At 73.0% G+C, this 24,505-nt stretch carries 27 protein-coding genes; 11 read left to right on the forward strand and 16 right to left on the reverse strand.

Features of this window, described 5'->3' with window-relative positions; all coding sequences use genetic code 11:
• Positions 1-228: 228 nt before the first annotated feature.
• The 6 genes from Actkin_RS19090 to Actkin_RS19115 all read right to left on the reverse strand — a co-directional run bounded on the left by Actkin_RS19090 (position 229) and on the right by Actkin_RS19115 (position 8,022).
• Complete coding sequence (locus Actkin_RS19090) at positions 229-789, reverse strand: hypothetical protein (RefSeq protein ID WP_189210886.1); 561 nt, start codon at positions 787-789, stop codon at positions 229-231.
• A gap of 61 nt (positions 790-850) precedes the next feature.
• A complete protein-coding gene (locus Actkin_RS19095) occupies positions 851-2,161 on the reverse strand; it encodes a lytic polysaccharide monooxygenase (protein WP_258903647.1) in 1,311 nt (436 codons plus the stop codon).
• Positions 2,162-2,351: 190 nt separating this feature from the next.
• Positions 2,352-3,431 carry a GDSL-type esterase/lipase family protein gene (locus tag Actkin_RS19100; protein ID WP_258903648.1) on the reverse strand — a complete coding sequence of 360 codons (1,080 nt, stop codon included), beginning with the start codon at positions 3,429-3,431 and terminating at the stop codon, positions 2,352-2,354.
• Between the two features lie 79 nt (positions 3,432-3,510).
• Positions 3,511-5,127 carry a cellulase family glycosylhydrolase gene (locus tag Actkin_RS19105; RefSeq protein ID WP_258903649.1) on the reverse strand — a complete coding sequence of 539 codons (1,617 nt, stop codon included), beginning with the start codon at positions 5,125-5,127 and terminating at the stop codon, positions 3,511-3,513.
• Between the two features lie 1,051 nt (positions 5,128-6,178).
• On the reverse strand, positions 6,179-7,186 hold the full coding sequence (locus tag Actkin_RS19110) for a LacI family DNA-binding transcriptional regulator (RefSeq protein WP_258903650.1): 1,008 nt from the start codon (positions 7,184-7,186) through the stop codon (positions 6,179-6,181).
• Positions 7,183-8,022: a LacI family DNA-binding transcriptional regulator gene (locus Actkin_RS19115; RefSeq protein ID WP_189210889.1), complete on the reverse strand. Its 840-nt coding sequence runs from the start codon at positions 8,020-8,022 to the stop codon at positions 7,183-7,185. The genes Actkin_RS19110 and Actkin_RS19115 overlap by 4 nt, the downstream gene beginning before the upstream one ends.
• Positions 8,023-8,089: 67 nt before the next feature.
• Between Actkin_RS19115 and Actkin_RS19120 the strand changes: the two genes are divergently transcribed.
• The 4 genes from Actkin_RS19120 (at position 8,090) to Actkin_RS19135 (ending at position 10,667) form a co-directional block, all read left to right on the forward strand.
• Positions 8,090-8,695, forward strand: a complete 606-nt coding sequence (locus tag Actkin_RS19120; RefSeq protein ID WP_258903651.1) for a TetR/AcrR family transcriptional regulator — start codon at positions 8,090-8,092, stop codon at positions 8,693-8,695.
• A 32-nt stretch (positions 8,696-8,727) separates the two neighbouring features.
• On the forward strand, positions 8,728-9,360 hold the full coding sequence (locus Actkin_RS19125) for an NIPSNAP family protein (RefSeq protein ID WP_258903652.1): 633 nt from the start codon (positions 8,728-8,730) through the stop codon (positions 9,358-9,360).
• Between the two features lie 123 nt (positions 9,361-9,483).
• A complete protein-coding gene (locus tag Actkin_RS19130) occupies positions 9,484-9,879 on the forward strand; it encodes an ATP-binding protein (RefSeq protein ID WP_189210892.1) in 396 nt (131 codons plus the stop codon).
• Entirely contained in the window at positions 9,876-10,667 is a 792-nt protein-coding gene (locus Actkin_RS19135; protein WP_189210893.1) for a SigB/SigF/SigG family RNA polymerase sigma factor, read from the forward strand. The genes Actkin_RS19130 and Actkin_RS19135 overlap by 4 nt, the downstream gene beginning before the upstream one ends.
• 14 nt (positions 10,668-10,681) lie before the next feature.
• Here Actkin_RS19135 and Actkin_RS19140 read toward each other — a convergent pair whose 3' ends face one another.
• Entirely contained in the window at positions 10,682-11,041 is a 360-nt protein-coding gene (locus Actkin_RS19140) for an STAS domain-containing protein (protein WP_189210894.1), read from the reverse strand.
• A 130-nt stretch (positions 11,042-11,171) separates the two neighbouring features.
• Here Actkin_RS19140 and Actkin_RS19145 point away from each other — a divergent pair, with 130 nt between their 5' ends.
• Both Actkin_RS19145 and Actkin_RS19150 read left to right on the forward strand, forming a co-directional pair.
• On the forward strand, positions 11,172-11,672 hold the full coding sequence (locus Actkin_RS19145) for a DUF6328 family protein (RefSeq protein WP_189210895.1): 501 nt from the start codon (positions 11,172-11,174) through the stop codon (positions 11,670-11,672).
• Positions 11,673-11,686: 14 nt separating this feature from the next.
• Entirely contained in the window at positions 11,687-12,577 is an 891-nt protein-coding gene (locus tag Actkin_RS19150) for a universal stress protein (RefSeq protein WP_258903653.1), read from the forward strand.
• Between the two features lie 2 nt (positions 12,578-12,579).
• Here the strand turns inward: Actkin_RS19150 and Actkin_RS19155 are convergent, their stop codons facing one another.
• Both Actkin_RS19155 and Actkin_RS19160 read right to left on the reverse strand, forming a co-directional pair.
• Complete coding sequence (locus Actkin_RS19155) at positions 12,580-13,179, reverse strand: flavodoxin family protein (RefSeq protein ID WP_258903654.1); 600 nt, start codon at positions 13,177-13,179, stop codon at positions 12,580-12,582.
• A gap of 16 nt (positions 13,180-13,195) precedes the next feature.
• Positions 13,196-13,612 (reverse strand): CBS domain-containing protein, encoded by a 417-nt coding sequence (locus Actkin_RS19160; RefSeq protein WP_189210898.1) that lies wholly within the window; start codon positions 13,610-13,612, stop codon positions 13,196-13,198.
• 84 nt (positions 13,613-13,696) lie between these two features.
• Here Actkin_RS19160 and Actkin_RS19165 point away from each other — a divergent pair, with 84 nt between their 5' ends.
• Positions 13,697-14,443 carry a ZIP family metal transporter gene (locus Actkin_RS19165; RefSeq protein WP_258903655.1) on the forward strand — a complete coding sequence of 249 codons (747 nt, stop codon included), beginning with the start codon at positions 13,697-13,699 and terminating at the stop codon, positions 14,441-14,443.
• Here Actkin_RS19165 and Actkin_RS19170 read toward each other — a convergent pair.
• Genes Actkin_RS19170 through Actkin_RS19180 form a run of 3 tightly spaced genes read right to left on the reverse strand, consistent with a single transcriptional unit; the run spans position 14,440 to position 16,958 of the window.
• Positions 14,440-14,730 carry a DUF3618 domain-containing protein gene (locus tag Actkin_RS19170; protein WP_189210900.1) on the reverse strand — a complete coding sequence of 97 codons (291 nt, stop codon included), beginning with the start codon at positions 14,728-14,730 and terminating at the stop codon, positions 14,440-14,442. The genes Actkin_RS19165 and Actkin_RS19170 overlap by 4 nt on opposite strands.
• Positions 14,727-15,125, reverse strand: coding sequence for a phage holin family protein (locus Actkin_RS19175; RefSeq protein ID WP_189210901.1), 399 nt, complete (start codon positions 15,123-15,125; stop codon positions 14,727-14,729). Before Actkin_RS19175 ends, Actkin_RS19170 begins: the two co-directional genes overlap by 4 nt.
• A 9-nt stretch (positions 15,126-15,134) precedes the next feature.
• On the reverse strand, positions 15,135-16,958 hold the full coding sequence (locus tag Actkin_RS19180) for a transketolase (protein ID WP_258903656.1): 1,824 nt from the start codon (positions 16,956-16,958) through the stop codon (positions 15,135-15,137).
• Positions 16,959-17,074: 116 nt separating this feature from the next.
• Here Actkin_RS19180 and surE point away from each other — a divergent pair, with 116 nt between their 5' ends.
• Positions 17,075-17,836, forward strand: a complete 762-nt coding sequence (gene surE, locus Actkin_RS19185; RefSeq protein WP_258903657.1) for a 5'/3'-nucleotidase SurE — start codon at positions 17,075-17,077, stop codon at positions 17,834-17,836.
• A 24-nt stretch (positions 17,837-17,860) separates the two neighbouring features.
• Positions 17,861-19,087: an AGE family epimerase/isomerase gene (locus tag Actkin_RS19190; protein ID WP_229786901.1), complete on the forward strand. Its 1,227-nt coding sequence runs from the start codon at positions 17,861-17,863 to the stop codon at positions 19,085-19,087.
• On the opposite strand, the gene Actkin_RS19195 is transcribed toward Actkin_RS19190, so the two are convergent.
• A complete protein-coding gene (locus Actkin_RS19195) occupies positions 19,078-19,524 on the reverse strand; it encodes a PaaI family thioesterase (RefSeq protein WP_258903658.1) in 447 nt (148 codons plus the stop codon). The genes Actkin_RS19190 and Actkin_RS19195 overlap by 10 nt on opposite strands.
• A gap of 70 nt (positions 19,525-19,594) precedes the next feature.
• Here Actkin_RS19195 and Actkin_RS19200 point away from each other — a divergent pair, with 70 nt between their 5' ends.
• Both Actkin_RS19200 and Actkin_RS19205 read left to right on the forward strand, forming a co-directional pair.
• Complete coding sequence (locus Actkin_RS19200; RefSeq protein ID WP_258903659.1) at positions 19,595-20,131, forward strand: TetR/AcrR family transcriptional regulator; 537 nt, start codon at positions 19,595-19,597, stop codon at positions 20,129-20,131.
• Positions 20,132-20,160: 29 nt separating this feature from the next.
• Positions 20,161-20,910 (forward strand): GntR family transcriptional regulator, encoded by a 750-nt coding sequence (locus tag Actkin_RS19205; protein WP_258903660.1) that lies wholly within the window; start codon positions 20,161-20,163, stop codon positions 20,908-20,910.
• Between the two features lie 354 nt (positions 20,911-21,264).
• Here Actkin_RS19205 and Actkin_RS19210 read toward each other — a convergent pair whose 3' ends face one another.
• The 3 genes from Actkin_RS19210 to Actkin_RS19220 form a co-directional block, all read right to left on the reverse strand.
• Positions 21,265-21,672 carry a hypothetical protein gene (locus tag Actkin_RS19210; RefSeq protein ID WP_258903661.1) on the reverse strand — a complete coding sequence of 136 codons (408 nt, stop codon included), beginning with the start codon at positions 21,670-21,672 and terminating at the stop codon, positions 21,265-21,267.
• 198 nt (positions 21,673-21,870) lie between these two features.
• The gene (locus Actkin_RS19215; protein ID WP_258903662.1) at positions 21,871-22,737 is read right to left on the reverse strand and encodes a DUF8832 domain-containing protein; all 867 of its coding nucleotides are present in this window, start codon (positions 22,735-22,737) and stop codon (positions 21,871-21,873) included.
• A gap of 68 nt (positions 22,738-22,805) precedes the next feature.
• Positions 22,806-24,461 carry a choice-of-anchor B family protein gene (locus Actkin_RS19220; protein ID WP_258903663.1) on the reverse strand — a complete coding sequence of 552 codons (1,656 nt, stop codon included), beginning with the start codon at positions 24,459-24,461 and terminating at the stop codon, positions 22,806-22,808.
• Between the last annotated feature and the right edge of the window lie 44 nt (positions 24,462-24,505).

Here is a 24,505-nt window from a genome sequence, read left to right on the forward strand (position 1 = left end):
CGAAGCATCACCGTGCTGGCATCGCCGGAGCGACTTTGGGAGCGCTCTCAGCAGAGAGTAGCCCGCAGCACGCCGGTTGGGAACAGGCAAAACCGGCCGCGCACGAATGGCCTAACGAGGGGCGGCCGATGCGGCCGAACGTCGGAAAGGCGGAACCGCCCGCCGTGTAAGAGCGCTCCCAGTCTCTCGGCGGGCGGTTCCGGTCTCAGGGGCCGGTGACGGCCGGTCTCACTCGTGGCGGTGGCCGAGGGCGGCGAACACGCAGCCCTCCACATCGGACGGCACGGCGCCCTCGGCCGGGATGTCCCCCGGCTCGCACATCAGGTACCGCAGGCCGAGGCGCTCGACGCCCAGCGGGCCCGCGGTCACCGCGAAGCCGTTGCCGAAGGCCCAGTCCGGGTTGCTCCGGTCCTCGCCAGCGCGCAGCGCCGCCGCCCAGGACTCCTGGAACGCGGCCTGCGCGCCCGGGGCGAACACGACCAGTCCGATCTTCTCGTAGGGCGCGACCTTGCACGTGGCCCAAGCGCCGACATACGAGGCATACCAGGGGAAACGCGTGGGGCCGAGGTAGTCCCGCAGGTCCTGCTCCGTCGCGGGCTCGGCGTCGTCGCACTCGTCGGTGGCGTTCTGCACCCAGTCCACCAGGGTGTCCAGCTCGGTGACGGGCTGGCCGAGCGCGGCCGCCCCGCTCGACCCGGCCGGGATCAGCATGGGGTCATCGTGGTGGCCCGCGTCGCTGCACGCGGTGAGCGCGGCCAGCACGGCCACACCCGCGATCAAGCGGAACATCCGGCGACTCCTCGCGCGGGCGGGGGCGGGGTGGGCCCGGGCGGACCCACCCCGCCATCCATCAGGAAACGGCGCACGCCGTGCCGTTGAGCGCGAACCCGCCCGGCGCCTGCGCACCCTGCTGCGCGGAGCCGTTGAATCCGAACTCGACGGTCGCGCTCGGCGCGATCGACCCGTTCCACGACGCGTTGCGCGCGGTCACCTGGGTCCCGGACTGGCTCACCGTGGCGTTCCACGCCTGGGTGACCTGCTGGCCGCCCGGGTAGTCCCACGTCAGCGTCCAGCCGGACACCGCGGCCGTGCCGGTGTTGGTGATGCGGACCGTGCCGGTGAAGCCGCCGTTCCACGTGGTGGAGACGGTGTGCGCCACCCGGCAGGTCGAGCCGCCCGGCCCGTCGCCGGACGAGGTGGTGAACGCGCCCGCCGCCGACGCCGCCGACCGGTTGCCCGCCGCGTCCTTGGCCACGACGTACACCCGGTACGCGGTGCTCGCGGTGAGCCCGGTCAGCGACGCGGAGTTGGTCGTCGTCGAGGCGAGGAGCGTGTCGTCGGCCCCGTTCTCGCGGTAGACCTCATACCCCGTGACGCCGGTGTTGTCCGTCGACGCCGCCCAGCTCAGCTGCGCCGACGACGCGGTGATCCCGCTGGCGGACGGCGTTCCCGGCGCGGACGGCGCGACGGTGTCGCCGCCGCCGGAACCGCCGGTGAACACGACGTCGGAGCAGTTGTAGAACGCCTCCGGGCTGTCGGAGCGCTGCCAGATCGAGTAGATGATGTGCCTGCCGGACTTGTTCGGCAGAGTGACCGGCCAGGTGTACTCCGCGCCCTCCGGGCCGCTGCCGTTGATCGGCGGGTTGGTCACCGCGTTGAACGGCGCTGGTTCCAGGTCCGACCACTTCAGCGGCTGCGAGGGGTCCCATCCGTCGCGGGTGACGTACTGGGACCACGTGCCCGGGTGCGGGGCCCAGGCGTTGTACCGGAACGTCACCTGGGAGTTGGCCTGCAGGGTGGTGGTCGGCCACGCCGAGTGCGCGATGTTGAAGCCGTCGTACTTGGCCGTCGGCCCGCACAGGTCGCCGTCGGCGATGATCTCGCGGTGCCTGCCTCCGGCGAGGCTGATCAGGTTGCCGAACCAGTCCCAGAGGGGCTGCTTCCCGCTGATGGCCACCGCGGCCTCGCACGCGTCGTTCTGCGGCGCGAGGTCGCCTCCGCCGCCGCCCGCCCGGCCGTCGACGTAGCAGGCGTAGGTCCGGGTGGCCGGGAAGGTCATGCCTCCGTGGGCCTGCGCCGTGGTGGTGGGGATCAGGATTCCCCCAGCCGTCAGCACACCGACCAGGCCCGCGAGCAACGCGCCGTTGCGTCGTGTTCGCACGGGTCATCTCCTTCGATGGTCCGGGAGTCGCACTCGGGACTGAGAGCGCTCCCAGAACTAGGGGAGCATTCGCGGCCCGATCTCGTCAAGAGTCGGTGTGTTCCTCACCGGACGCGAAGATCTTTCGGGCAGCCCGCCGCGGCCGGGCCCTCGGCGGGCCCGGCCGCGACGCTGCGTCACCGGCTTCCGGTCAGCCGTTCACCGAGCACGCCCCGCTCGGAGTCCAGCCCGACACGTCGCCGGAGACGATCAGCCCGGCCGAGGCGGAACGGCCCGGCGGCACCGACGCGTTCCACGCGACGTTCCGCGCGGTGACGTCCACACCGGACACCGTGACCGCCGTGTTCCAGGACTGCGCGACGGCGCTTCCCGACGGCAGGGTGAACCGCACGGTCCAGCCGCGGATCTCCGCCGGGCCGCGGTTCTCGACCACGAGGTCCACCTGCGCGCCGCCGGGCCAGCGGTTGGCGACCCGCACGGTGGCCGTGCAGCCGGGCGGCGGGGAGTCGGTCGTGGTGGTGGAGGTGGTGGTGGTAGGCGTTGTGCTGGTCGTCGGCGGTGGGCCGGAGAGGGCCTCGACCAGCGCCGGGTACCACCGGTCAGCGATCTTGCGGTCCCCGGCGGCGTTGGGGTGCACGCCGTCGTAGGTGTCCGCGGCGGTGTCGAAGCCGGTCCACTGGTCGACGATCCTGACCGGTGACCGGGTGGTCGACCTGGCCGCCGCCCACGCGGGCAGCGCCGCGTTGAGGTCGACGACCCGTCGCGCGCACTCCGCGCAGGTGGGCGGGTTCATCGGGATGATCTGCGCGACCAGCACCCGCATGTCCGGATTGCTCGCGCGCATCTGGGCGACCAGCGTGTCGAACGCGGCCAGGATCTGCGCTGTGGAGCGGTTGCTCCACACGTCGTTGGTGCCGAAGTGCATCATCACCACGTCCGGCCGGGTGGCCGAGAGCCAGGCCGGGAGCTGGTTCTGCGCGGCGACGTTGGTGGCGAGGTAGCCGCCGTGGCCCTCGTGCTCGCCGTCGAAGGCGAAGCCGCAGCCGTCCGGGGACAGCGTGCCGACGAAGTCCACTTGGGACTCCCGGCCCGCCTGGCGGAGCTTGTCCCAGAGCAGCGCGCGCCAGCAGCCGGGCGAGCCGGTGATCGAGTCGCCCAGCGCCATCACCCGCACCGGCGCGGCGGGGGCCGCGGTTCCCGGGGCGGCGATCATGGCGAGGCCGACGGTGACGGCGGCGAGGATGGCGGGGAGCAGGGCTTTGCGGAGCACGGTTCCTCCACTGGGGACGGGCCGGCCCGGGGCGGCGGGGCAAGGATGCGGAGTGGGCCGCCGCCACCGGGCCGGAGTATCAGCCGACGGTGCAGGCGGCGCCGTTGAGGGTGAACGCGGTCGGCGCGGAGTTGGCCCCGGTCCAACTGCCGATGAAGCCGAAGCTCGCCGAGCCGCCGGAGGCGATCGTGCCGTTCCAGCCCGCGTTGGCCGCGGTGACCTGCGCGCCGGCCTGCGTCGGCGTGGCGTTCCACATCTGGGAGATCCGCTGCCCGTCGGCGAACGACCAGCGCAGCGACCACCCGGACACCGGGGACGCCCCGGTGTTGCGGATGGTGACGTCGCCCTGGAAGCCGCCCTGCCACTGGCCTGCCACCTTGTAGGTGACCGCGCAGGAGCCCCCGCCGCCACCGGTCGTGGTGACGTTCACCGTCGCCGACCTCGTCGAGCGGTTGCCCGCGGCGTCCGTGGCGTAGACGGCGAAGGTGTAGGCGGTCGCCGCGGTGAGCCCGGTGACGGTGGCCGAGGTGGTGGCCGACGAGGCCGCCGGGGTCTCACCGCCGCCTGCGACGCGGACGACCTGGTAGCCGGTCACCCCGACGTTGTCGGTGGCGGCCGTCCACGACAGACGGACGCCGCTCGCGGTGACGTCCGACGCCGTCGGCGCGCCCGGCGCGGTGGGCGGGGTGGTGTCGCCAGGGCCGCCGCCGTAGACCGTGGCCTCGCGGGAGGTGGCCCTGATGCCGTTGGCGCCGTTGACCGCGCGCTGGCCCCATGCGGTGAGCTGGGCGGGGTTGAAGGAGGTCACCATGTCCAGGTACTCGACGCCGCCGCCGTTGCCGCTCCACGACCAGGCCAGGTAGCCCAGGCGCAACTGCTGGGCGGTGGCGAAGATGGCGTCCTCGTCGGGGTTGCCGTCGGAGTGGTCGTGGCCGAACTCGCCGACCAGGATCGGCAGCCCCGCGTCGACGAACGCGGTGAGGTAGGCCGAGACCTCGGCGGCGGTGTCGAACACCCCGTACATGTGGATGGAGAACATGGTGTTGCCGGTCGGGTCGGCGGCGTAGACCTGGTCGGCGTTGTCCCGCATGGTGAACGACCAGTCCTGCCCCCAGTTGGGGGCGTCGACCATCAGGACGTGGTCGTACCCGCCCGCGCGCAACCGCTGGATGGCCTGGCTGCTGTGCGCGGTCCAGTCCTGGTAGCCGGTGTTGCCGAAGGGCTCGTTGCCGATGTTCAGGATGACGTAGTCCTCCTGCCCGGCGAGCGCGGCCCGGATGTCGGAGCTGAGCCAGTAGTCGGTGGCCTGCGCCAGCGACGCGGCCCCGCTCTGCTCGCCGTAACCGGTGGTGTCGTGCACCTCCAGGACGCAGATGAGCCTGTTGGTCTTGCACAGGGAGATCACGTTGGCCACATCGGCCCCACCGTTGCGCGTCCACCGCGTGCCGTCGGACAGCACCACCCGGACCGTGTTGGCGCCAGTGGCCTTGATGTCGGCGAAAGAGCTGGTCTCCCCGGGATACCAGGTGTGCGCGTGGTTGACCCCGCGCATCACGAACTCGGTGCCATTGGCCTCGTAGAGCCGTCCCTCCCGCACATGCAGCCCGGTGGCCGCCGAAGCGGACGGCACCACCACAACCAGGGTCAGGACCAAAGCGGCGAGCGTGGTCAAGGCCACGGCCAGCCGTTTCCTCATGGGAACACCTCTCGGCTGAATCGTCGTCGTCAACAATTCGGAGAAAGCGCACGCCGGAACGACACGGTGGACAGTCATGGGAAGCGGCAGTCACGTCGGACGCACAGGCGTGCCACCCGCCTGACCGCGGAGCCGCTCCCACACCCCAAGGTGTGTCTCCGCCGAGAGGAAGGACGCCCACACTTAACCAATTAACCGGTTAAGCGTCAACCCCCACCACCCCCCAAAGCAGGGCTTGCCTGCCATCCCGTCGACCTGGCGCAGCCTTACCACACCCAGGGTGGGGGCGCGGCCCTCGACGAAACCGCAGCTTGCAACGTCAGAGCCCCCAGGGCTCTGACAAGCGAACACCCAAAGCTCCGCGCCCCCACCCTGGGTGTGGTAACCCTCCGGGAGGTCGACGGGATGGCAGGCAAGCCCGACCCCATCCCGGAGACCTGCCCGTCCGGCGAGGACGCTTTTGACCAAGAGCAACGCCGGAACGGCGAGCCGACAACCAAGCCACGGAAGGCAAAGGGACAGAGGAGGCAAGGAGACCGAAGGCAAGACAGGGCACCAGGCAGCCGAGGACAGGTAAGGGAAGGCAGCAAGGAAGGGCAAGCGGAGGGGCCGGTGCGGCTCCATGCCGACAGGGACGGCGGCATGACGGGGCGCAGGCAAGGAAGGGCTGGCAAGGGAAGGCAAGCAAGGGAGGGCAAGGGAGGGCAAGCAAGGGAGGAGCGGGTCCACGCCAACAGGACCGGCGACATAACGGAGCGCAAGCAGGCAGGGCAGGGCAGGCAAGGGGAGGGCAGGGCAGGCAAGGCAGGCAAGGGAGGGCAGGCGCAAGTCCACCCCGACAGAACCAGCGACCGGACGGTGCGCAAGCAGGGCCGGGCCGGAAGCAAGGGCAAGCCAGAGCAGGCAACGCCCAGGAACAACCGCCCACCAGCAAGGACAGCCCAGCCCCCAAGACCCACCCAGAAGCCCCGCCCCCGGAAGCCCCGCCCCCGGAAGCCCCGCCCAACCTCCCCAGAAGCCCCGCCCCAAACCCCACCCCAGAAGCCCCGCCCTAAACCGCCCCCGTACTCCCCCGCACCACCAACACCGGATCAGCCGTCCGCAGATGCCCCCCACCCACCCCCTCGATCACCGACAGCAACAACCGCACCGCCGCCGCCCCCCGCTCCACGATGGGTCGCCGCACGGCCGTCAAAGCGGGCCGCACCAACGAGCACAACGTCGAGTCGTCCCAAGCCACGATCGACAAGTCCTCCGGCACCGCGAACCCCAGCTCCTGCGCAACACCCAGGGCCGCCACGGCCATCACGTCGTTGTCGAAGACCAAGGCCGAGGGCGGCGACCCCACCCCAAGCGCCTGGCGGGTGGCCCGTCCGGCGTCCTCCGCGCTGTAGTCCGCGTTGATGATCCCCGCCGCCAACCCCAACCGCTCCGCCTCGGCCAGGAACACCCGCGAGCGCGACCGTGTGTGCACGAACTCCGCAGGCCCGGCGATCCGCCCCACCCGGCGGTGCCCCAGCCCCGCCAGATGACGCAGGACCTCGACCATCGCCACCGCGTCATCGGTCCACACACAGGGCGGGCCGTCGGGCACGACCGGCTCGCCGAAGATCACCGCGGGCAGCCCCAGCCGCGTCACCAGGTCGACCCGGGGGTCGTCCGCGCGCAGATCCACCAGCAGCACGCCGTCGACCCGCCGCTCGGCCCACCACCGCCGGTACAGCGTCAGCTCGGTCTCGGCGTTGTCCGTCACCTGCAGCAGCAACGCCGTGGTCCCGTCGGCGAGGGCGTCCTGGATGCCGGACACCAGCTGCATGAAGTACGGCTCCACCCCGATCGCCCTGGCCGGCCGGTCGATCACCAGGCCGATGGCGCCCGCCCGGCCGTCGGACAGCGCGCGGGCGGCGCGGTTGGGCACCCAGCCGAGCCGGTCGGCGATGTCCTGGATCCGGGCGCGCGTGCTCTCCGAGACCCCGGGCCGGTTGTTCAGCGCGTACGACACCGCACCCGTCGAGACACCCGCCGCCTTGGCGATGTCGGCGATGGTCGGCCGCTTCATACGGCCCGCGCGGTGCTGCCCCGCACGTCCAGCCGCGCGGCGGGCGACCAGCGCTCGGGGACCGGGCGACCGGCGAGGAGGTCGAGCACGGAGTCGGCGACGGTCCCGCCGAAGCGGTGGACGTCCACGCTCATCGTCGTCAGGCCCGGCGAGGCCAGCCTGCACAGCGTCGAGTCGTCCCAGGCGATCAGGCTCAGCGCGCCGGGCACGTCGACGCCGAGTTCCTTCGCGGCGCCGAGCCCGGCGACCGCCATCACGTCGTTGTCGTACAGGATCGCCGTGGGCGGCTCGTCCGCGCGCAGCAGGTCGGCTGTCGCCTTGGCGCCCGACTGCTCCGAGTAGTCGCCCTCGACGGTCACCGGTTCGATCCCCGCCGCCGCGCACGCCTCGGCGAGCGCCGCCGCGCGGGCGCGGGTGTGCAGCAGCGTGTCCGGGCCGCTCACCCTGGCGATGCGGCGGTGGCCGAGGCCGAGCAGGTGCTCGGCGGCGGCGCGGACCGGGCCCGCGTCGTCCGTGCGCACGGCGGGCAGCCCCGCCGCGGGCTCGCCGACCAGCAGCGCGGGCAGCCCGATGGCCACCAGTTCGTCCGGCCGCGGGTCGTCGACCGTCCGGTTGACGACGATCGCGGCGGCGACGAGGTCGCGCTCGGCCCAGCGCCGGTAGGCGGCGATCTCCGCCTCGTGGTCGGCCACGACGTGCAGCAGCAGCGAGAGGTCGCGCTCGGCGAGCCGTTCCTCGATGCCCGCGATGAACTCCATGAAGAACGGCTCGACGCCCAGCAGCCGCGCCGGGCGGGCCAGCACCAGCCCGACCGGACCGGTCGGCTCAGACGACACAGTGGACTCCCTAGGACGCGATGCGCACGGAGTGTAGCCGGTGTGGACCGATCAGTACACTCGCCGGATGGCCACCCTACCCAGGACCGAGCGCGGAAGGCGGACGCGGGAGCGCCTGGTCCGCGCCGCCGCCGAGCTGTTCCGCGCCCAGGGCGTGCGCGCGACCGGCGTCGACGACGTGCTGGAGCGCGCCGAGTGCGGCAAGAGCCAGCTCTACCACTACTTCGACGGCAAGGCCGACCTGGTCGCGGCCGTGCTCGACCACCAGCTCGACTGCCTGCTCGACGGCCAGCGCGAGCACCTGGCCGAGCTGACCACCTGGGCGGGCATCGAGCGCTGGCTGGCCGCCCTGCCCGGGGTGTTCGCCGGACCGACCGGCGTGGCGGCGTGCCCGCTCGGCGCGCTGGCCGCGGAGCTGGCCGGGACCGACGAGGACGTGCGCCACGCCCTGGTCGCCGCCTTCGACCGCTGGTCGACCCCCCTCGCCGAGGGCCTGGCCGCCCTGCGGGACCGCGGCGAACTCGCCGCCGACGCGGACCCGGCGCGCCTGGCCCGGGCCACGATCGGCGCGCTGCAGGGCGGCCTGCTCATGGCCCGCACCTACGAGGACCCGCGCGCCCTCTCCGACGCGCTCGACGGTGCCTACGCGGGACTCCGCGCGTTCGCCCGTTGAAACTGTACCGAACGGTCCGTACAGTTCGCCGCATGACTGTGGTCGAGTTGCGCCAGTACACGCTGCGCCCCGGCGGGTTCCCCGTGCTCGCGGACCTGTTCGAGCGCGTCTTCACCGACTCCCTCGAGGCGTGCGGGATGCGGGTCGACGGGCAGTTCGCCGACCTCGACGACCCCGACCGGTTCGTCTGGGTCCGCTCGTTTCCCGACCTCGACCGGCGCACGCGCGCGCTCGAAGCGTTCTATCTGGACAGTGAGGCGTGGAAGTCCAATCGCGCCGCCGCCAACGCGGCCATGGTGGACTCCGACGACGTGCTGCTGCTGCGCCCCGCGCCCGGCTGGGGCGACCTGCCCGACACCTCGGGACACGCGCTGATCACCGCCACCGTGTGCCTGCTCCCCCGACCCGCCGACGACGCGGTGCGCACCGCCATCGCAGGCGTTCCCACCGGCACTCCCCTCGGTCTGCTGGAGACCGACCCCGGCCCGAACGGATTCCCCCGGCTGCCCGTCCGCGAGGGCGAGCACGCGCTGGTCCTGTTCACCGGCCACGCCGAGGAGGAGCCGGACGCCTGGGACGCGTTCACCGGCCGTGTGGCCGAACGCCACGCGGCGCGCGTGGATCACCTCCGGCTGTCGCCGCTCGGACGCTCCCGCATGCGCTGATACGTCTCCCTCACGTGTGAATCCGCGCTGAGCGGGTACCTCACCACCGTGACTGACTGGACGCACGTGGGCTGGTGGCCGCAACCGGCGGCCACAGGCGCCGACTCGGATACGGCTGAGGCCATGACGCAAGGCGAACTCGTCGAACTGCGGGTCGACGCGGCACTGGACAGTCTCCCGCTGGTACGCACCATGGCGGGCGCGGTGGCCATGCGCGCCGACTACGACATCGACGCGATCGCCGACCTCAAGCTGGTCGCCGACGAGATCTGCACGATGCTGATCCGGCGCGCGGTCCCCGGCGGCAGGCTGTGCGGGCGGTTCTCGCTGCTGCCGCGGTCGCTCACCTTCGGCGTCTCGGTCGCCGTGACCGACACCGCCCCGATCAGGCCGGACACCCTGGGCTGGCGGCTGCTGACCGCGCTGGTCGACTCGATCGCCACCACCGTGCGCACCGACTCCGGGCAGGCGCAGTTGGTCATCGAGGTCCTCATGGCCAGGAAGAGCGGCGTGCTGTGACCCAGCCCCACCTGACGACGCACGCCCGGCGCGAGACAGGTGACTACGCGGACCTCGCCCCCCTGTTCGACGAGCTCGCCGCGCTGTCGCCCGACGACCCGCGCCGCGCCGACCTGCGCACCCGGCTGGTCACCGGCCACCTCCCGGTCGCCCAGCACATCGCCCAGCGCTTCGCCAACCGCGGCGAGCCCCAGGACGACCTGCTCCAGGTGGCGACCGTCGGCCTGATCAACGCCGTCGACCGCTTCGACCCCGCCCGCGGCACGGACTTCCTGTCCTTCGCGATCCCCACGGTGATGGGCGAGGTCCGCCGCCACTTCCGCGACACCTGCTGGTCGCTGCGCGTGCCCCGGCGGCTCAAGGAGCTGCACCTCGCGGTCAGCACGGCCAGCGCCGAACTCGCCCAGACCCTGGGCCGCGCGCCGACGCCCAGCGAGATCGCCGCCCACCTCAAGGAGCCGATCGAGGACGTCTACCAGGGACTGGAGGCCGCGGGCGGCTACCGGTCGCAGTCGCTGGACGAGGTGCTGGGCCCGGACGAGGACTCGGCGTCGGTGGGCGACCGCATCGGCTTCGAGGACCGCGCGCTGGCCGAGGTGGACCAGCAGGAGACCCTGCAGCCGCTGCTGGCCGAGCTTCCCGAGCGCGAGCGCCGGATCCTGATCCTGCGGTTCTACGGGAACATGACCCAGACGCAGATCGCCGAGAAGGTCGGGCTCTCCCAGATGCACGTCTCCCGCCTGCTGAGCCGGACGCTGCGGCGGCTGCGCGAGCGGATCGGCGACTGAGGCCGCCGCTGGCGCTAGGCCCTGGGGGTCCCGGGCGTCAGGGCGGCGCCCTCGTCGTCCACGATGGTCAGCACGCGGTCTAGACCAGTGAGGTGGAGCGCGCGGCGGGCAACGCATTCCGGGCCCGCCACGACCACCAGCGAGCGGCCGTTCTGCTCGGCGTCGGTCCCCGCGGTCACCAGGACCGCCAGGCCCGCCGAGCCCAGGAAGCGGAGCTTGCTGAGGTCGGCGACCAGCAGGCGGTCGGCGTCCGCGCCCGCCACGGCGAGGGCGGCCGCCAGCTGGGGGGCGGTGGCCAGGTCGACCTCGCCTTCCGCGGTCACCACCACGGCGTCGCCGTGGTCGGACCGGCCCAGCGTCAACAGGGTGCTCACCGCGCGGCTCCTCGGTGCATACGGCTCGGACGAGCCCCACTGTAACCGCATCCCCGCGCGGGCGCGCCACGGTTGAGCTTTACCCGAATGGGGTACGTCGCTGGCGTCGTGCGAGGTCAGGAGGCATGGGTTGACGGATGAGTCGGACGCCGCCCGGTTACGGAGGAACGTCAACGAGCTGCTGCAGGAGCTTCGGGTCGCCCAGGCAGGCGTGCAGATCCTGTTCGGCTTCCTGCTCGCCGTCACCTTCACCGAGCCCTATCTGCGCGGCAGCGACTTCCAGCACGCCGTGCACCTGATCACGGTCGGGTTCACCGTCGTCGCCGTCGCCCTGTTCACCGCGCCCGCCGCGTGGCACCGGATGCTGTTCCGGCACGGCAAGCGCGACCGCATCCTGCGCAGCTCCAACCGCTTCGCGCTCTGGGGCCTGGGCTGCCTGGCCTGCGCGGTGTCCGGAACGGTGCTACTGCTGGTGGACGTCATCGCCGGGACCGTGCCCGCCGCCATCGCCTCGGCGGTGGCCCTGACCGGGTTCGCGACGCTGTGGTTCGCCCTGCCGCTGCGCCACCAGGACCCGGCCGAGATGAAGCCCGCCCCGAAGGACAGCAGGTCGGTCGAGAACGGGGCGTGAGAGGGAGGTCCGCGGTGCGCGACCGCGCTGTTGTCGTCGGATACGACGCCTCGCCCGGCGCCCAGGACGCCGTGCGCTGGGCGGCCGCCGAGGCGCGCCGCACGGGCGGCCCGCTGATCGCGGTGTTCGCCGTCGACCCGGTCCCCGTCGCCCCGGCGCTGGCCGGTCCGGTGCCCACCGACGGCATCGATGAGGAGAACCTGCGCGCCGCCGCCGCCACGATCCTCGGCGAGCTGGCGGCCGTCCTGCGGGAGCAGGCGGGCGACCTGGAGGTGCGCACGCGCATCCCGCTGGGCCCGCCCGCGCCAGGCCTGCTGGCCGTGGCGGGCGAGGAGAACGCCGAGGTGGTCGTGGTCGGCGCGACCGGCCACAACGCGGTGGCCCGCGCTGTGCTGGGCTCCACCACCGACGCCCTGCTCAAGGCCGCCCGCCGCCCGGTCGTGGTGGCCAGAGGGGTCGGCGACCCCGACGGCGACGTCGTGGTGGGCATCGCCGACGACGACTCCAGCAACGCCGCCGTGGCCTTCGCCGCCGAGTACGCCCACCGCCACGGCAAGAGGCTGCGCGCGGTGCACGGCTGGTCGCCCGAGCCCGTCCCCGGGTTCGGCGCGGTGGACCTGTGGGCCAGCGACGCCGACCGCGGCGCCGTCCTGGCCGACGACCTGCTCAGCGGCCCGCTCGCCCCCGTGCTGGAGGCGTACCCGACGGTCCCGGTCGAGGTCGAGGCCGTCCCCGAGCCGCCGGGCCACGCCCTGCTCGACCGGGCCGCGCGCGCGGCGCTGCTCGTGGTCGGCACGCACGGCCGGGGCGCGCTGCGGCGGATGCTGCTGGGCTCGGTCAGCCACCGGGCGGCGCACGTGGCGCCCTGCCCGGTCGCGGTCGTCCACGGACGGTGCGAGCTGTAGCACTAGCGCGGCTGGATCGGGTTGCGGCGCAGCGCCTCGGCGACGGAGTGCAGGTTGTGCGCCATGGCCGCGGCCGTCTTCTCCGACCACTCGTGCCGGTGGTCGGTCTCGGTGTAGCTCGGCCCGGGGCCGGGACCCATGTTCCAGTAGGTCCACGCCTGGCCCGGCACGGTGTACCCGATATCGATCAGCGCCCCGCTGATCTCGCTGATGACGTGGTGGGCGCCGTCCTCGTTGCCGGTCACCACCACCCCCGCCACCCGGTTGTAGGCCACGGGGTTCCCGTCGTCGCCGGTCTCGGACAGCATCGCGTCCATCCGCTCCAGCGCGCGCTGCGCGAGCGAGGACGGCCTGCCCAGCCAGGTGGGCGATGCGAAGATCAGGATCTCGGCGGCCAGCAGGTCGTCGTGGATCCGCGGCCACTGGTCGCCGTCGCCCGCGTCGGTCACCACACCCGGCGGGATGGTCATGTCCGCCAGCCGGTGGACGGTGGTCGCGCAGTCGCGTTCGGTCAGCGACTTCAGCACGACGTCGGCGAGCACCTGGGTGTTCGACGGCTCCGGCGAGCTCTTCAGCGAGCAGTTGAGGAGTACCGCGCGCACGGGGCTCCCTTCCGGTTCACTCGGCCGAGATGTCGGCGAGCAGCGCGCCGACCGTCTCGTTCGGCAGGGCCCTGGCCACGTCGGCCTGGGCGACGATCCCGACCAGCTCGTGGCCGTCGATGACCGGCAGCCTGCGGACCTCGTGGCGGGCCATCGTGCGCAGGATCTCCTCGGCCTCGTCGTCGGCGCCGATGGTGACCACCTCGCCCTGGGCCAGCTCGCCGACGTGCACGGCCATCGGGTCCTTGCCCTCGGCCAGCACCTTCACCACGATGTCGCGGTCGGTGATCATGCCCTTGAGCTTGCCGTCCTGCCCGCAGACGGGCAGGGACCCGACCGAGGACGAGGCCATCTTCGCCGCCGCCTCGCGCACGGTGGACGAGGTCTCCACGCACACCGGATCGGGTGTCATCAGTTCACGTGCGGTAGTCATCGCAACTCCTTGTGTCGGTAGTTCTCCACATTCCACGCCTGCGCACCCGGCAAACCCCGTCCACATCGGACTACCCTCGGTCGCGTGCCGGAATGGGTCGCGGCGGGACTGTGGGGCCTGGCGGCCGGGTCGACCCTGGTGGTCGGCGCGGCGGTCGCCTGGCTGGTCCGGGTGCCCGCGCGCGTCGTGGCCGCGGTGATGGCCTTCGGCGCGGGCGTGCTGATCGCGGCGCTGTCGTTCGAGCTGGTCGACGAGGCAGCGCGCACCGGGGGCCTCGCGGCCACCGCGGGCGGGTTCCTCGCCGGGGCGCTGGCCTACGTCGCGGCGAACATCGCCCTGTCCCGGCGCGGCGCGCGGCACCGCAAGCGCTCGTCCGGGCTGCAGCCGTCGGAGGAGCAGCACGCGGGCAGCGGCACGGCCATCGCGGTCGGCGCGCTGCTCGACGGCGTGCCGGAGTCGGTGGTCCTCGGGCTGTCGCTGCACGGCGGCGGAGTCGGCGTGACCGTGCTGGCCGCCGTGGCGATCTCCAACCTGCCCGAGGGCCTGTCCAGCGCGGCGGGGATGAAGGAGGCCGGCCGCTCCGCGCGCTACGTCTTCGGCGTGTGGGCCGCGATCGCGGCGGCCTCGGGCGTGGCCGCCCTGCTGGGCAGGGCAGCACTGGCCGACGCGTCGCCCCAGCTGGTCGCGGTGATCACCGCCGTGGCGGCGGGCGCCATCCTGGCGATGGTGGCCGACACGATGATCCCGGAGGCGTTCGAGCGCGCGCACCTCTACGCCGGTCTGCTGACCACGCTCGGCTTCCTCACCGCGTTCGTCATCGACCGGGTCTAGTGCCGCAGCCCGCGGGCCAGCGCGCCGAGCGCGCCCACGCCCAGCACGGCGCCGACCGCGACCGGAACGGGGTCGCGGCGCACCCGCGCCGCGGTCCGCCTGCCCGCCAGGGACGCGCGGCCGCGCAGCTGCCCCGCCTTGGCCGACGCGCGGCCGCGCAGCTCGTCGGCCTTCGCCGAGGCGCGCCCGCGGACGTCGGTCTTCTCGACCAGCAGCTCCACGGTGTCGGCCAGCTCGGCGCGGGCCTGCTTGATGTCCTCGCGCAGGACGTCCTCCTGCCTGCTCATCGGTGTGCCCTTTCCTTGATCGCGTTGATGTCGCGGCGCGTGCTGGCGATGGCCTGCTCGGGCACCGGCGGGGTGGCCTTCTTGACGTCGCCCACGCCGACGGCGGCGAGCACGCCCGCGGCCAGCAGCAGGACGGCGCCCACGATGAGCGCGGCGGCCCACACCGGCAGCACGAGGGCCAGCGCGGCCCCGGCGGCCACGAGCAGGGCGCCCAGCCCGAACCAGGCCAGCACCCCGGCGGCGCCGCCGAGCGCGGCCCCGGCGCCCAGCCGTTTGCCCTTCTGCCGGAGTTCGGCCTTGGCCAGCGCCAGCTCGTCGCGGACCAGGCGGGACACCTGGTCGCCGACGCGGCTGATGAGTTCCGCGGTCGATGGTTCGCTCCTCGGTGCGTCCATGTCCGGGGACTACCCCGTCCGCCCGATGATCACGCGCGCGGCGGCCGCGATGGCCTCGGCGTCGATGCCCGCGGCGGCCAGCAGCTCCGCGGGCTTGCCGGACACGGGCATGTCCCGCACGGCGAGGTGGCGCACGGTGGCCTGGACGTCAGCCTCTGCCAGCGCGGCCAGCACGGCCTCACCCAGTCCGCCCTGCGGCCAGTGGTCCTCGACGACGATCAGCCCCGCGGTCTCGCGGGCAGCGGCGACCAGCGTGTCGACGTCGATGGGCTTGACCGAGTAGCAGTCGACCACCCGGGCGCGCACACCCTGCGCGGCCAGCAGCTCGGCGGCGGCGTCCGCCTCGTCGACGGTGATCCCGCACGCGACGATGGCGAGGTCGTCGCCCTCGCGCACGACCCGGCTGCCGCCGACGCGCACGTGCTCGTCCGCCGGTGTCCGCACCTTCGTCGCGCCCCGCAGCGTCCGCAGGTAGGAGATGCCGGGCACCTCCGCCATGGCGCGCACCAGCTGCGCGGTCTGGTTGGCGTCCGACGGGTGCAACACCGTGCTGCCGTGCACGGCGCGGAAGAACGCCAGGTCCTCCAACGCCATCTGCGACGGCCCGTCCTCGCCGATGGACACGCCCGCGTGCGAGCCGCAGAGCCGCAGGTCGGCGCGCGACACGGCGGCCATCCGGACGAAGTCGGCAGCGCGGGACCAGAACGCGCCGAAGGTCGAGGCGAACGGCTTCCACCCGCGCGCCTGCATGCCGACGGCGGCGGCGAGCATGAGCTGCTCGGCGATGAACATCTCGAAGTACCGCTCGGGGTGCGCCTCGGCGAACAGCTCGCTGTGGGTGGAGTTCGACACCTCGCCGTCCAGGGCGACCACCGCGCCGTCGCGGGCGCCCAGCGCGGCCAGCGCCACCCCGTACGCCTTGCGGGTCGCCACCTCCTCGCCGACGCGCCACGTCGGCGGGTCGGCGGAGCCCGGCGGGAACCGGTACGGCGTGCCGTCGGCGGGCGCGGCGACGGAGACGGCCAGGTCGCGCTCGCCGCCGAGCTCGGCGATGGCCGCGCGCGGGTCGTCCAGCGGCTTGCCGTGCTTGCCCGGCTTGTCCTCGACCACGGCGACGCCGTGCCCCTTCTCGGTGCGGGCGACGACAGCGGCGGGCCGGTCGGCGCCCTCGGCCTCGGCGTAGGCGCGGTCAACGGCGTCGACGTCGTGGCCGTCGACCACGACGGTGTGCCAGCCGAAGGCGCGCAGCCGCTCGGCGTAGCCGTCGACGTCCCAGCCCAGCATGGTCTCCCGGGTCTGGCCGAGCCGGTTGACGTCGATGATCGCCACCAGGTTGTCCAGCCCGGCCCAGCCCGCGTGCTGGATGGCCTCCCACATCGAGCCCTCGGCCATCTCCGAGTCGCCGCAGAGCACCCACACCCGGTACGGCAGCCGGTCCAGCCGCTTGCCCGCCAGCGCCAGCCCGACCGCGACCGGCAGGCCCTGCCCCAGCGAGCCGGTGGCCACGTCGGTGGGCGGGATGCGCGGGGTCGGGTGGCCTTCCAGCCTGCTGCCGAAGGTGCGGAAGCCCAGCAGCTCGTCGTCGCTCACCGCGCCAGCGGCCTTGAGCATCGCGTAGTACAGCGGCGACGCGTGTCCCTTGGAGAACACCAGGTGGTCGTTGGCGGGGTCGTCCGGGCGGTCGTAGCGCAGCCGCAGGTGCCCGTCGAGGAGCACGGCCATCAGGTCGGCCGCCGACATCGACGACGTCGGGTGGCCCGACCCGGCCGCCGCCGCGGCCCTGATCGAGTCGACTCGCAGCTGCGCGGCCAGCTCACGGCGGAAATCGGACACGGCGCATCGCCCCCTTCAGGTGTCGGCGATGACCGGCGTACCCGGCCGCCGCCGCGCCAAACCTGTCTACAGTGGACTCTGGGTTGACCGCGCCCCGGACGGGGTAGCAACTGGATATGACGATGGTCGTGATCACCAACGACGACGGCATCGACTCCCCCGGGCTGCTCGCGCTGGCGCGCGCGGCGCTGGCCGCGGGCTACGACGTCGTGGTCGCCGCCCCGCACGCGGAGTCCAGCGGCACCTCGGCGGGGCTGACCGCGGCCGCGGAGGACCGGCGCGTGGTCACCAAGGAGCACCCGCTGGCGAGCCTGCCGGACGTGCCCGCCTACGCGGTGGAGGCCCATCCCGGGCTGATCTCCCTGGCCGCCTGCCACGGCGCCTTCTGCGACGAGCCCGACCTGCTGCTCTCCGGCATCAACCGGGGCGCCAACGTCGGCCGCGCCGTGCTGCACTCGGGCACCGTCGGGGCCGCGCTGACGGCGAGCATCAACGGCGTCCGCGCGCTGGCCATGTCCCTCGACGTCCCGCTCAAGGCGAGCGAGGAGCCGCACTGGGACACCGCGGCGAGCCTGGTCGCCGACCTGCTGCGCACGCTGGCCGAGAGCCCGCCGGACACGGTGCTCAACGTCAACGTGCCCGACGTCCCCGCCGCCGACCTCAAGCCGGTCCAGTGGGCCCCGCTGGCGCCGTTCGGCTCCGTGCGCGCCCTGGTCCAGCGCACCGAGGACGGCGCGATCGAGGTCGGCTCGGTGGTCGGCGACGAGCCGCCCGCCCCGCACACCGACGCCGCGCTGCTGGCCGACGGCCACGTCACGGTCACCGCGCTGCGCTCGGTCGCCGAGGACGCCCGCACGCAGGGCGCGTTGACCGCTTAACCGATTGAGTCCTAAGGTCTGGCCGTGACGATCGACCCCGAGGTGATCACCTCAGCGGCCCATCGCAAGTGGCTGACCGAGCAGCGCAGGGCCCTGGCCGCCTTCGCGACCGGTTCCCGGGTCCCCGGCGGTTTCGCCTGGCTGGACGCCGCAGGCGCGCCCCAGCCCGGCCAGCCCGTCGCCACCTGGATCACCTGCCGCATGACCCACGTGTTCGGCCTCGCCGACGGCCTGGCCGAGATGCCCGCGCCCGGGGTGTCGGCCGCGGACCTCATCGACCACGGGATCGCGGCGCTGACCACCGGCCCGCTGCGCGACACCGCCAACGGCGGCTGGTTCACCAACACCGAGGACACCGTCAAGGACGGCTACGCGCACGCCTTCGTCGTGCTCGCGGGCGCGGGCGCCGCGGCGGCGGGCCGCCCGGGCGGAGCCGACCTGCTGGCCGAGGCGCTGGCCGTGGTCGACCGGCGGTTCTGGGACGAGGACGCGGGCCTGGCCCGCGAGACCTGGGACGCGGCGTGGACGTCGACCGAGGACTACCGGGGCGCCAACAGCAACATGCACCTGGTCGAGGCCTATCTGGCGGCGGGCGACGTCACGGGCGACCGCATGCTGCACGAGCGCGCGCTGCGCATCGCCTACCGGATGGTGCACGAGTTCGCCGCGGCCCACGACTGGCGGCTGCCCGAGCACTACGCCGCGGACTGGACCGTGGACCTGGAGTACAACCGCGACCGGCCCGACCACCCGTTCCGCCCGTACGGCGGCACCGTCGGGCACTGGCTGGAGTGGGCGCGGCTGCTGCTGCACCTGGACGCGGTCCTCGGCGCGGACGCCCCGGCGTGGCTGCTGGCCGACGCCCGTGCGCTGTTCGACTCGGCGGTGCGCCGGGGCTGGGAGGCCGACGGCCACGCCGGGTTCGTCTACACGCTGGACTGGCGGGACCGCCCGGTCGTCGACGCCCGCATGCACTGGGTGATCTGCGAGGCCGTCCTGGCCGCGTGGGCGCTGCACGCGCGCACCGGCGAGGCCCAGTACGCCGACTGGTACAGCCGGTTCTGGGCGTACGCGCGCGAGCACCACATCGATGCCGAACTGGGCGGCTGGCGGCACGAGCTGACCCCGGACGGGCGGCCCGCGGCGAGCACCTGGGCGGGCAAACCGGACACCTACCACGCCTATCAGGCCGTGCTGATGCCGATGCTGCCGCTGACCCCGGCGCCCGCCGTCGCCGTGCGTCAGCGGTAGATCATGCAGGTGGTGGTGCCGTGCGCGACGAGCCTGCCCTCGGCGTCGGTGACCCGGCCCTCGGCCGTCGCGGTGCTGCGGCCGACGTGGATCGTGGTCCCGGCCGCGGTGATCAGGCCGCCGTCGGCCGGGACGGCGCGCACGTAGTTGACCTTGAGTTCCAGCGTGCCGTAGCCGACGCCCGCGGGGAGGCGCGAGTGGACCGCGCAGGCCATCACCGAGTCCAGCAGCGTGGCGCAGATGCCGCCGTGCAGCGTGCCGAGCGGGTTCGCGTACTCCGGCCGGGTCGGGAGGCTGAAGGCGACGTCGCCCTCCTCCAGCCGTTCCACCCGCATCCCGAGGAAGGAGCCGATGTTGGGCGGCGGCTCCGGCATGGCGAACATCGCCCGCAGTGCTTCCAGGCCGGACAGCCCGGCGAAGTCGAGTGCGGTGGTCAACGGATCACCCCGGTTCTATGGAACGGTCGGTCTACGGGCGTAGCATAGACCGACCGGTCTAGGAGGTGGCATGGGTCCGCGGGACCGCCTGATCGCCAGCACGATCGCCCTGATGCGCGAGCGCGGCGTCGCCGCGACCGGCGTGGCCGACCTGCTCGCCCACAGCGGGACCGCGCGCGGGTCCATCTACCAGCACTTCCCCGGCGGCAAGACCGACCTGGTGATCGCCGCCACGCACGCGGCCGGTGACTACGTGCTGCGGCTGATCGAGCGCGTGACCGCCGACCAGTCGCCCGCGGAGGCGATCTCCGCGCTGGTGGAGTGGTGGCGCCCGGCGCTGGCCGGGTCCGGGGACGCGGCGAGCTGCCCGATCGCCGCCGCGGCCGTGGCCGACGAGCGGGTCCGCGCCGCGGCCGCGGAGGTGTTCGCGTCCTGGGAGAACGCCCTGGCCGGGGCGCTGGAGCGGGCCGGGGCGCGCGACTGCGCCTCGCTGGCGGGGTTCATCGTGGCCGCGCTGGAGGGGGCGGTGCTGCAGTCGCAGGCCGCCGGGTCGATGCGCCCGCTGGAGAACGCCCGGGACAACCTCCTGCGGCTGCTGCCCCGGTGATGCGAGACTTCCCGGCGGGAGGACTGGTGATGGCGGCACGCACACTCGACCGCGCCGGCGCGCGCCCGCTCTGGCGTCAACTGCAGGACGACCTGATAGAGCGGCTGCGGATCGGCGAGTTCGCCGACGGCTTCCCCGGCGAGCTGGCCCTGGTCGAGGACTACGGCGTCAGCAGGCACACCGTCCGCCAGGCCCTCCGCAAGCTCCGCGCGGACGGGATGGTCACCGCGGAGCGCGGCCGCCAGCCCCGCGTGTCGCCCGCGGCCGACATCGTGCAGCCGTTGGGCGTGCTCTACAGCCTCTTCTCGTCGGTCGAGGGGACCGGACTGGCGCAGCGCAGCGTGGTCCAGACCATCGGCCTGCGCGCGGACGCCGTGGTCGCGGACCGCCTCGGCCTGGAGGGCTCGACCCCGCTGGTCCACATCGAACGCGTCCGCTACGCGGGCGACGACCCGCTGGCCATCGACCGCGTCTGGCTCCCCGCCGCCATCGCCGAGCCCATCCTGGACGCCGACTTCTCCCACACCAGCCTCTACACCGTCCTGGCCGAACGCACCGGCCTCCGCCTCGACCGAGGCGAGGAGACGATCCGCGCGGTCCTCCCCACCCCCGGCGAACGCACCCGCCTGGGCACCACCCCCGACCAGGCCGCCCTCTCCATCCACCGCCTCAGCTACGCAGGCCCCCACCGCGTCGAATGGCGCCACACCCTGGTCCGCGGCGACCGCTTCGCCCTCAGCGCCGAAACCACAGCCAACTACCGCCTCACGGCCCGCTGAGCTGGCTCTAGGGTCGGGAAGACCCACTCCGACGACCGCCGGACCGCCTCCAAGCCCCGCACGCCCAGCCCGTGCCACCGGCCGACGGCCCGCTGAGCCGCCCCCGGGCACGCGGGTCCCCACAGCCCGCCCGACGCGCCACGAGGTAAACCTCGGCCGACTCCAGCCCGGCCAGACCGCCGCCTACCGTGGTTCGCGAAGCGACTGCATCCTCGACGCCTTGGTTCGCCCTCGCGCCCCAAGCCCGGCGCCCCCCGCCGCGTCGATCCACTCCACCGACCGTCCCCTGAACCGGCTCGAGCAGGCGCAGCCCCCACCCGTCCTGCTCAGCCGCCCAATCCCTCCTCACCCATCTCAAGGCGCGCTGAGGCCGCGCCTGTCCTCGTCGGTCCACTCTGGAGGGCGGCCGAGTCGGGCGCAGTACTCGGCCCAGGTCAGGCGTTGGTCGGCTGGGGTGCCGGGTCTGGCCCAGTACGTCACCTGGCCGTTGTGACGCCAAGCGCCGGTGGCTGGGCCGTACTTGCTCACCAGCTCACCCATCCGCTCCAGGCGGCCCAGGGCGAGGGCGAAGCGGACGCTGGAGGCCGTGTAGGTGCGAGGGCCGAACATCGAGTGGCCCTGCTCGGCCACGTGCCCAGCGAACAAGGCGGGAAAACCCGTGCGCAGCCGGTGCTCGACGATTCCGTACTCCACGAAGGGCTCGCCCTGGATCACACACGTGCCCAGCGGGGTGAGGAGGTCGTCGGTGACGCCCTCCCGCACCTCACCCGGACCCTTGACCGCCCCCACCGTCGTGAGCCACTCGTGGATACCGTGCGCACCCTCGTTCTCACACCGGTACTGCAGCAGGTGGTCCGGCAGCTTGCGCGGCGGTAGGACATCGTTGGCGCTGAAGCACCTGGGGCACGTGATGATCACATCGCGGGAATCGGCGCACCGGCCCGACCGTTACCCCCGAACTCAGGTGACCATCACCGTCAGCGCCGCCGTGTGCACGACCCCGCCCACGTTGAACTCCAGGAACAGCCGGTGCTCCCCCCGCTCCGCGAACGCGGCACGGAAGGTCAGCTCCCCGTCGATCAGCGGGGTGCCCGGGGGCTCCACCGGGTGCAGGTGCGTGGCCGACAGCAGCATCGTGTTGAAGCCGGTCATGTGCCCGCTCGCGCCCAGGTGCGGCTCCACCTTCTCCACCGGCTGCCCGTCGGGCCCGCGGATCGCCAGGCGGAGCAGGGTCGGGGTGCGGACCGGGATCGGCGCGACGCCGTCGGTCCGGCTCACGGTGAAGCCCGCCGCGGTCGAGGTCGACGCGGCGGGCGCGGGCACCGGGGTGAGCGCGGTGTCGCCGGTGATCGCGAACGGGACGCCCAGCACGATGGGGTGCATGGGATCGGCGGAGTCGAACGGGATGAACTCGGCGAACATGCGGTACGCGCCGCCGTCGGGCAGGGCGACCCGCGTTCGCCAGGTGTCGCCCACCAGCTCCGGGTGCACGTGCTGGAACACCGCCATGTCGTCGCGGACCACGAAGAAGTGGACCTTCTTGGTCTGGTTCACCTGGAAGTCGGTCACCGGCGCGCCGTCCGGCCCGATGATCCGGAACGCCGCCTCCAGCGCGTCGCCGCGCTCGGTCGGGACGGTGACGGGCTCCATCCGGTAGCCGTTCTCCGCGTCGGACAGCCCGTCGCTGTGGGCCGCGGGGACGACGGCCTGGGGCATGGTGTGCGCGGACGGGCTGCCCGGGGTGAGCACGATGACCAGCAGCAGGCCAGCGGCGACGACCGCCGCGACCCCGACCGCCACCCATTCGTACAGGCGCAGGGCGCGCATAGGGGACTCCTCACGAACAGAGCGGGGACCGGGGACGCCGCCAGGGCGTCCCCGGTCCCCTCATGGGCTCAGAACTGCAGGCTCCACGCGTTGATGTAGCCGGTGTCGGCCCGGTAGACGTCGCGGACGCGCAGCTGCCACGTGCCGTTGGCCGTCTCCGACGACGCGTTCACCGAGTAGGTGGCGATCACGTTGTCGGCCGAGTCGCTGGAACTGGAGTTCTTCAGCCGGTAGGCGGTCCCGTCCGGCGCCACCAGGTCGATCACCAGGTCGCCCCGGTAGGTGTGCCGGATGTCGACGCTCACCTGCAGGTCGGACGGCGCGTTGCCGGAGAGCCCGCTCACCGCGATGTCGCTGGTGATCGCCGAGCCGCCGTCGGGGATGGTGACGTCGGTGGTGTTCTCGAACTTGTCGCCCGGGGGCTCGGTGCCGCCGTCGAGGTTCGGCCGCACGACGACCAGGCCCTGCTCGATGCCGTTGACGATCACGACACCGCTGGCGAAGTACGGGTAGTTGCTCCACGCGCCGTTGAACGCCGCGCCGTCGCCGGACTCGTAGATGTCGAAGTACCCGACCTCGGTCAGCTGGGCCGAGGCCACGTTCGAGACATCGAGGATGCGCAGACCGGCCCGGTAGTTGGCCTGGTAGGCGTACTTGCCCTTGATGTACAGGTTGTGGTCGATCGCCTGCGCGGGCGAGTTGTACGTCCCGGTGTGCACCGGGTTGTCCAGGTCCGCCAGGTCCCAGATGTAGGTCTTGGTCCGCTTGTCCGAGCCGTTCTGCTCGTCGAGCTCGTCGTCGAGCAGGAAGTACCGCTGGTCCTCGGTCAGCCAGCCCTGGTGCGAGTACTGCGCGGCGCTGTAGCCCTTGCGCGCGATCTGCACCGGGTTGGACTTGTTCGTCACGTCGACGATGGTGAGAGTGTCCTCATTGGAGTTGAAGCACAGCTCCCTGCCGCGGTAGTCGGCGTCCGGGCCCCGGTAGATCACGCACTGGTTGTCGTGGGTGTAGCCGTCCTGGCTGACACATCCGGCGTACACCGGCGACTTCGGGGTGCGGATGTCCACCATGTGCGGGCCGCCGCTGCAGGTGTTCGACCCGATCGCGTAGGCGTAGCCCGTCTCCTCGTTGATGGCGATGTTGTGGGCCGGGCCGAAGCGGGTGTAGGTGGTGTCCGCGCGGAAGGTCTGCGGGCTGGTCACCGAGCGCAGCCGGGTCAGGTCGAAGACCTGCATGCCGTGCCCGGAGATCATGTCGGCCACGATGAACGCGTGGTCCTTGTAGACCTTCATGTCGCGCCAGGTGCTGCTGCCGCCGTTGGACGGCAGGTTGCCCAGGTAGCGCGGGGACGTCGGGGTGCTGATGTCGACGAACGCCGTGCCGTTGGTGCGGCCGACGATCGCGTACTCCTTGCCGGACTGCGGGTCCGTCCAGCCCCAGATGTCGTTGCCGTTGCCCCCGCCGATGCTCGACAGCGGCAGGACGCTGAGGAGGTCGACGTTCTTGCAGGGGTACTTGTCCGCCCTGCCGTTGACGCACGGGACGCCGTCCGCGGTGCCGACCAGCGGCGCGCGCCGGTCGGCGGGCTCGTGGTCGGCCATGAACGCCTGGACGGCCGCGATGCCCTCGGGCGTGTTCGGGTCGTGCGCCGACGCGGGGGTCAGCGACAGCGTCACCGCCCCGACCGCCAGCACCGCGAGCCCCGCTGTTCGCAGGATTCTCATAATGGGACCTCTCATGGAGTTAACCGGGCCAGCGGTCGCCCCGC

The organism is Actinokineospora sp. UTMC 2448, assembly GCF_024760565.1.
GTDB lineage: Bacteria > Actinomycetota > Actinomycetes > Mycobacteriales > Pseudonocardiaceae > Actinokineospora > Actinokineospora fastidiosa.

Coding starts and splice junctions, on each gene's coding strand:
- Actkin_RS19175 (WP_189210901.1), bottom strand. CDS start 15,125: ATGGACGCACCGAGGAGCGAACCATCGACCGCGGAACTCATCAGCCGC.
- Actkin_RS19090 (WP_189210886.1), bottom strand. CDS start 789: ATGTTCCGCTTGATCGCGGGTGTGGCCGTGCTGGCCGCGCTCACCGCG.
- Actkin_RS19110 (WP_258903650.1), bottom strand. CDS start 7,186: ATGAAGCGGCCGACCATCGCCGACATCGCCAAGGCGGCGGGTGTCTCG.
- Actkin_RS19215 (WP_258903662.1), bottom strand. CDS start 22,737: ATGCGCGCCCTGCGCCTGTACGAATGGGTGGCGGTCGGGGTCGCGGCG.
- Actkin_RS19120 (WP_258903651.1), top strand. CDS start 8,090: ATGGCCACCCTACCCAGGACCGAGCGCGGAAGGCGGACGCGGGAGCGC.
- Actkin_RS19205 (WP_258903660.1), top strand. CDS start 20,161: ATGGCGGCACGCACACTCGACCGCGCCGGCGCGCGCCCGCTCTGGCGT.
- Actkin_RS19200 (WP_258903659.1), top strand. CDS start 19,595: ATGGGTCCGCGGGACCGCCTGATCGCCAGCACGATCGCCCTGATGCGC.
- Actkin_RS19160 (WP_189210898.1), bottom strand. CDS start 13,612: ATGACTACCGCACGTGAACTGATGACACCCGATCCGGTGTGCGTGGAG.
- Actkin_RS19220 (WP_258903663.1), bottom strand. CDS start 24,461: ATGAGAATCCTGCGAACAGCGGGGCTCGCGGTGCTGGCGGTCGGGGCG.
- Actkin_RS19125 (WP_258903652.1), top strand. CDS start 8,728: ATGACTGTGGTCGAGTTGCGCCAGTACACGCTGCGCCCCGGCGGGTTC.
- Actkin_RS19105 (WP_258903649.1), bottom strand. CDS start 5,127: ATGAGGAAACGGCTGGCCGTGGCCTTGACCACGCTCGCCGCTTTGGTC.
- Actkin_RS19170 (WP_189210900.1), bottom strand. CDS start 14,730: ATGAGCAGGCAGGAGGACGTCCTGCGCGAGGACATCAAGCAGGCCCGC.
- surE (WP_258903657.1), top strand. CDS start 17,075: ATGACGATGGTCGTGATCACCAACGACGACGGCATCGACTCCCCCGGG.
- Actkin_RS19130 (WP_189210892.1), top strand. CDS start 9,484: ATGACGCAAGGCGAACTCGTCGAACTGCGGGTCGACGCGGCACTGGAC.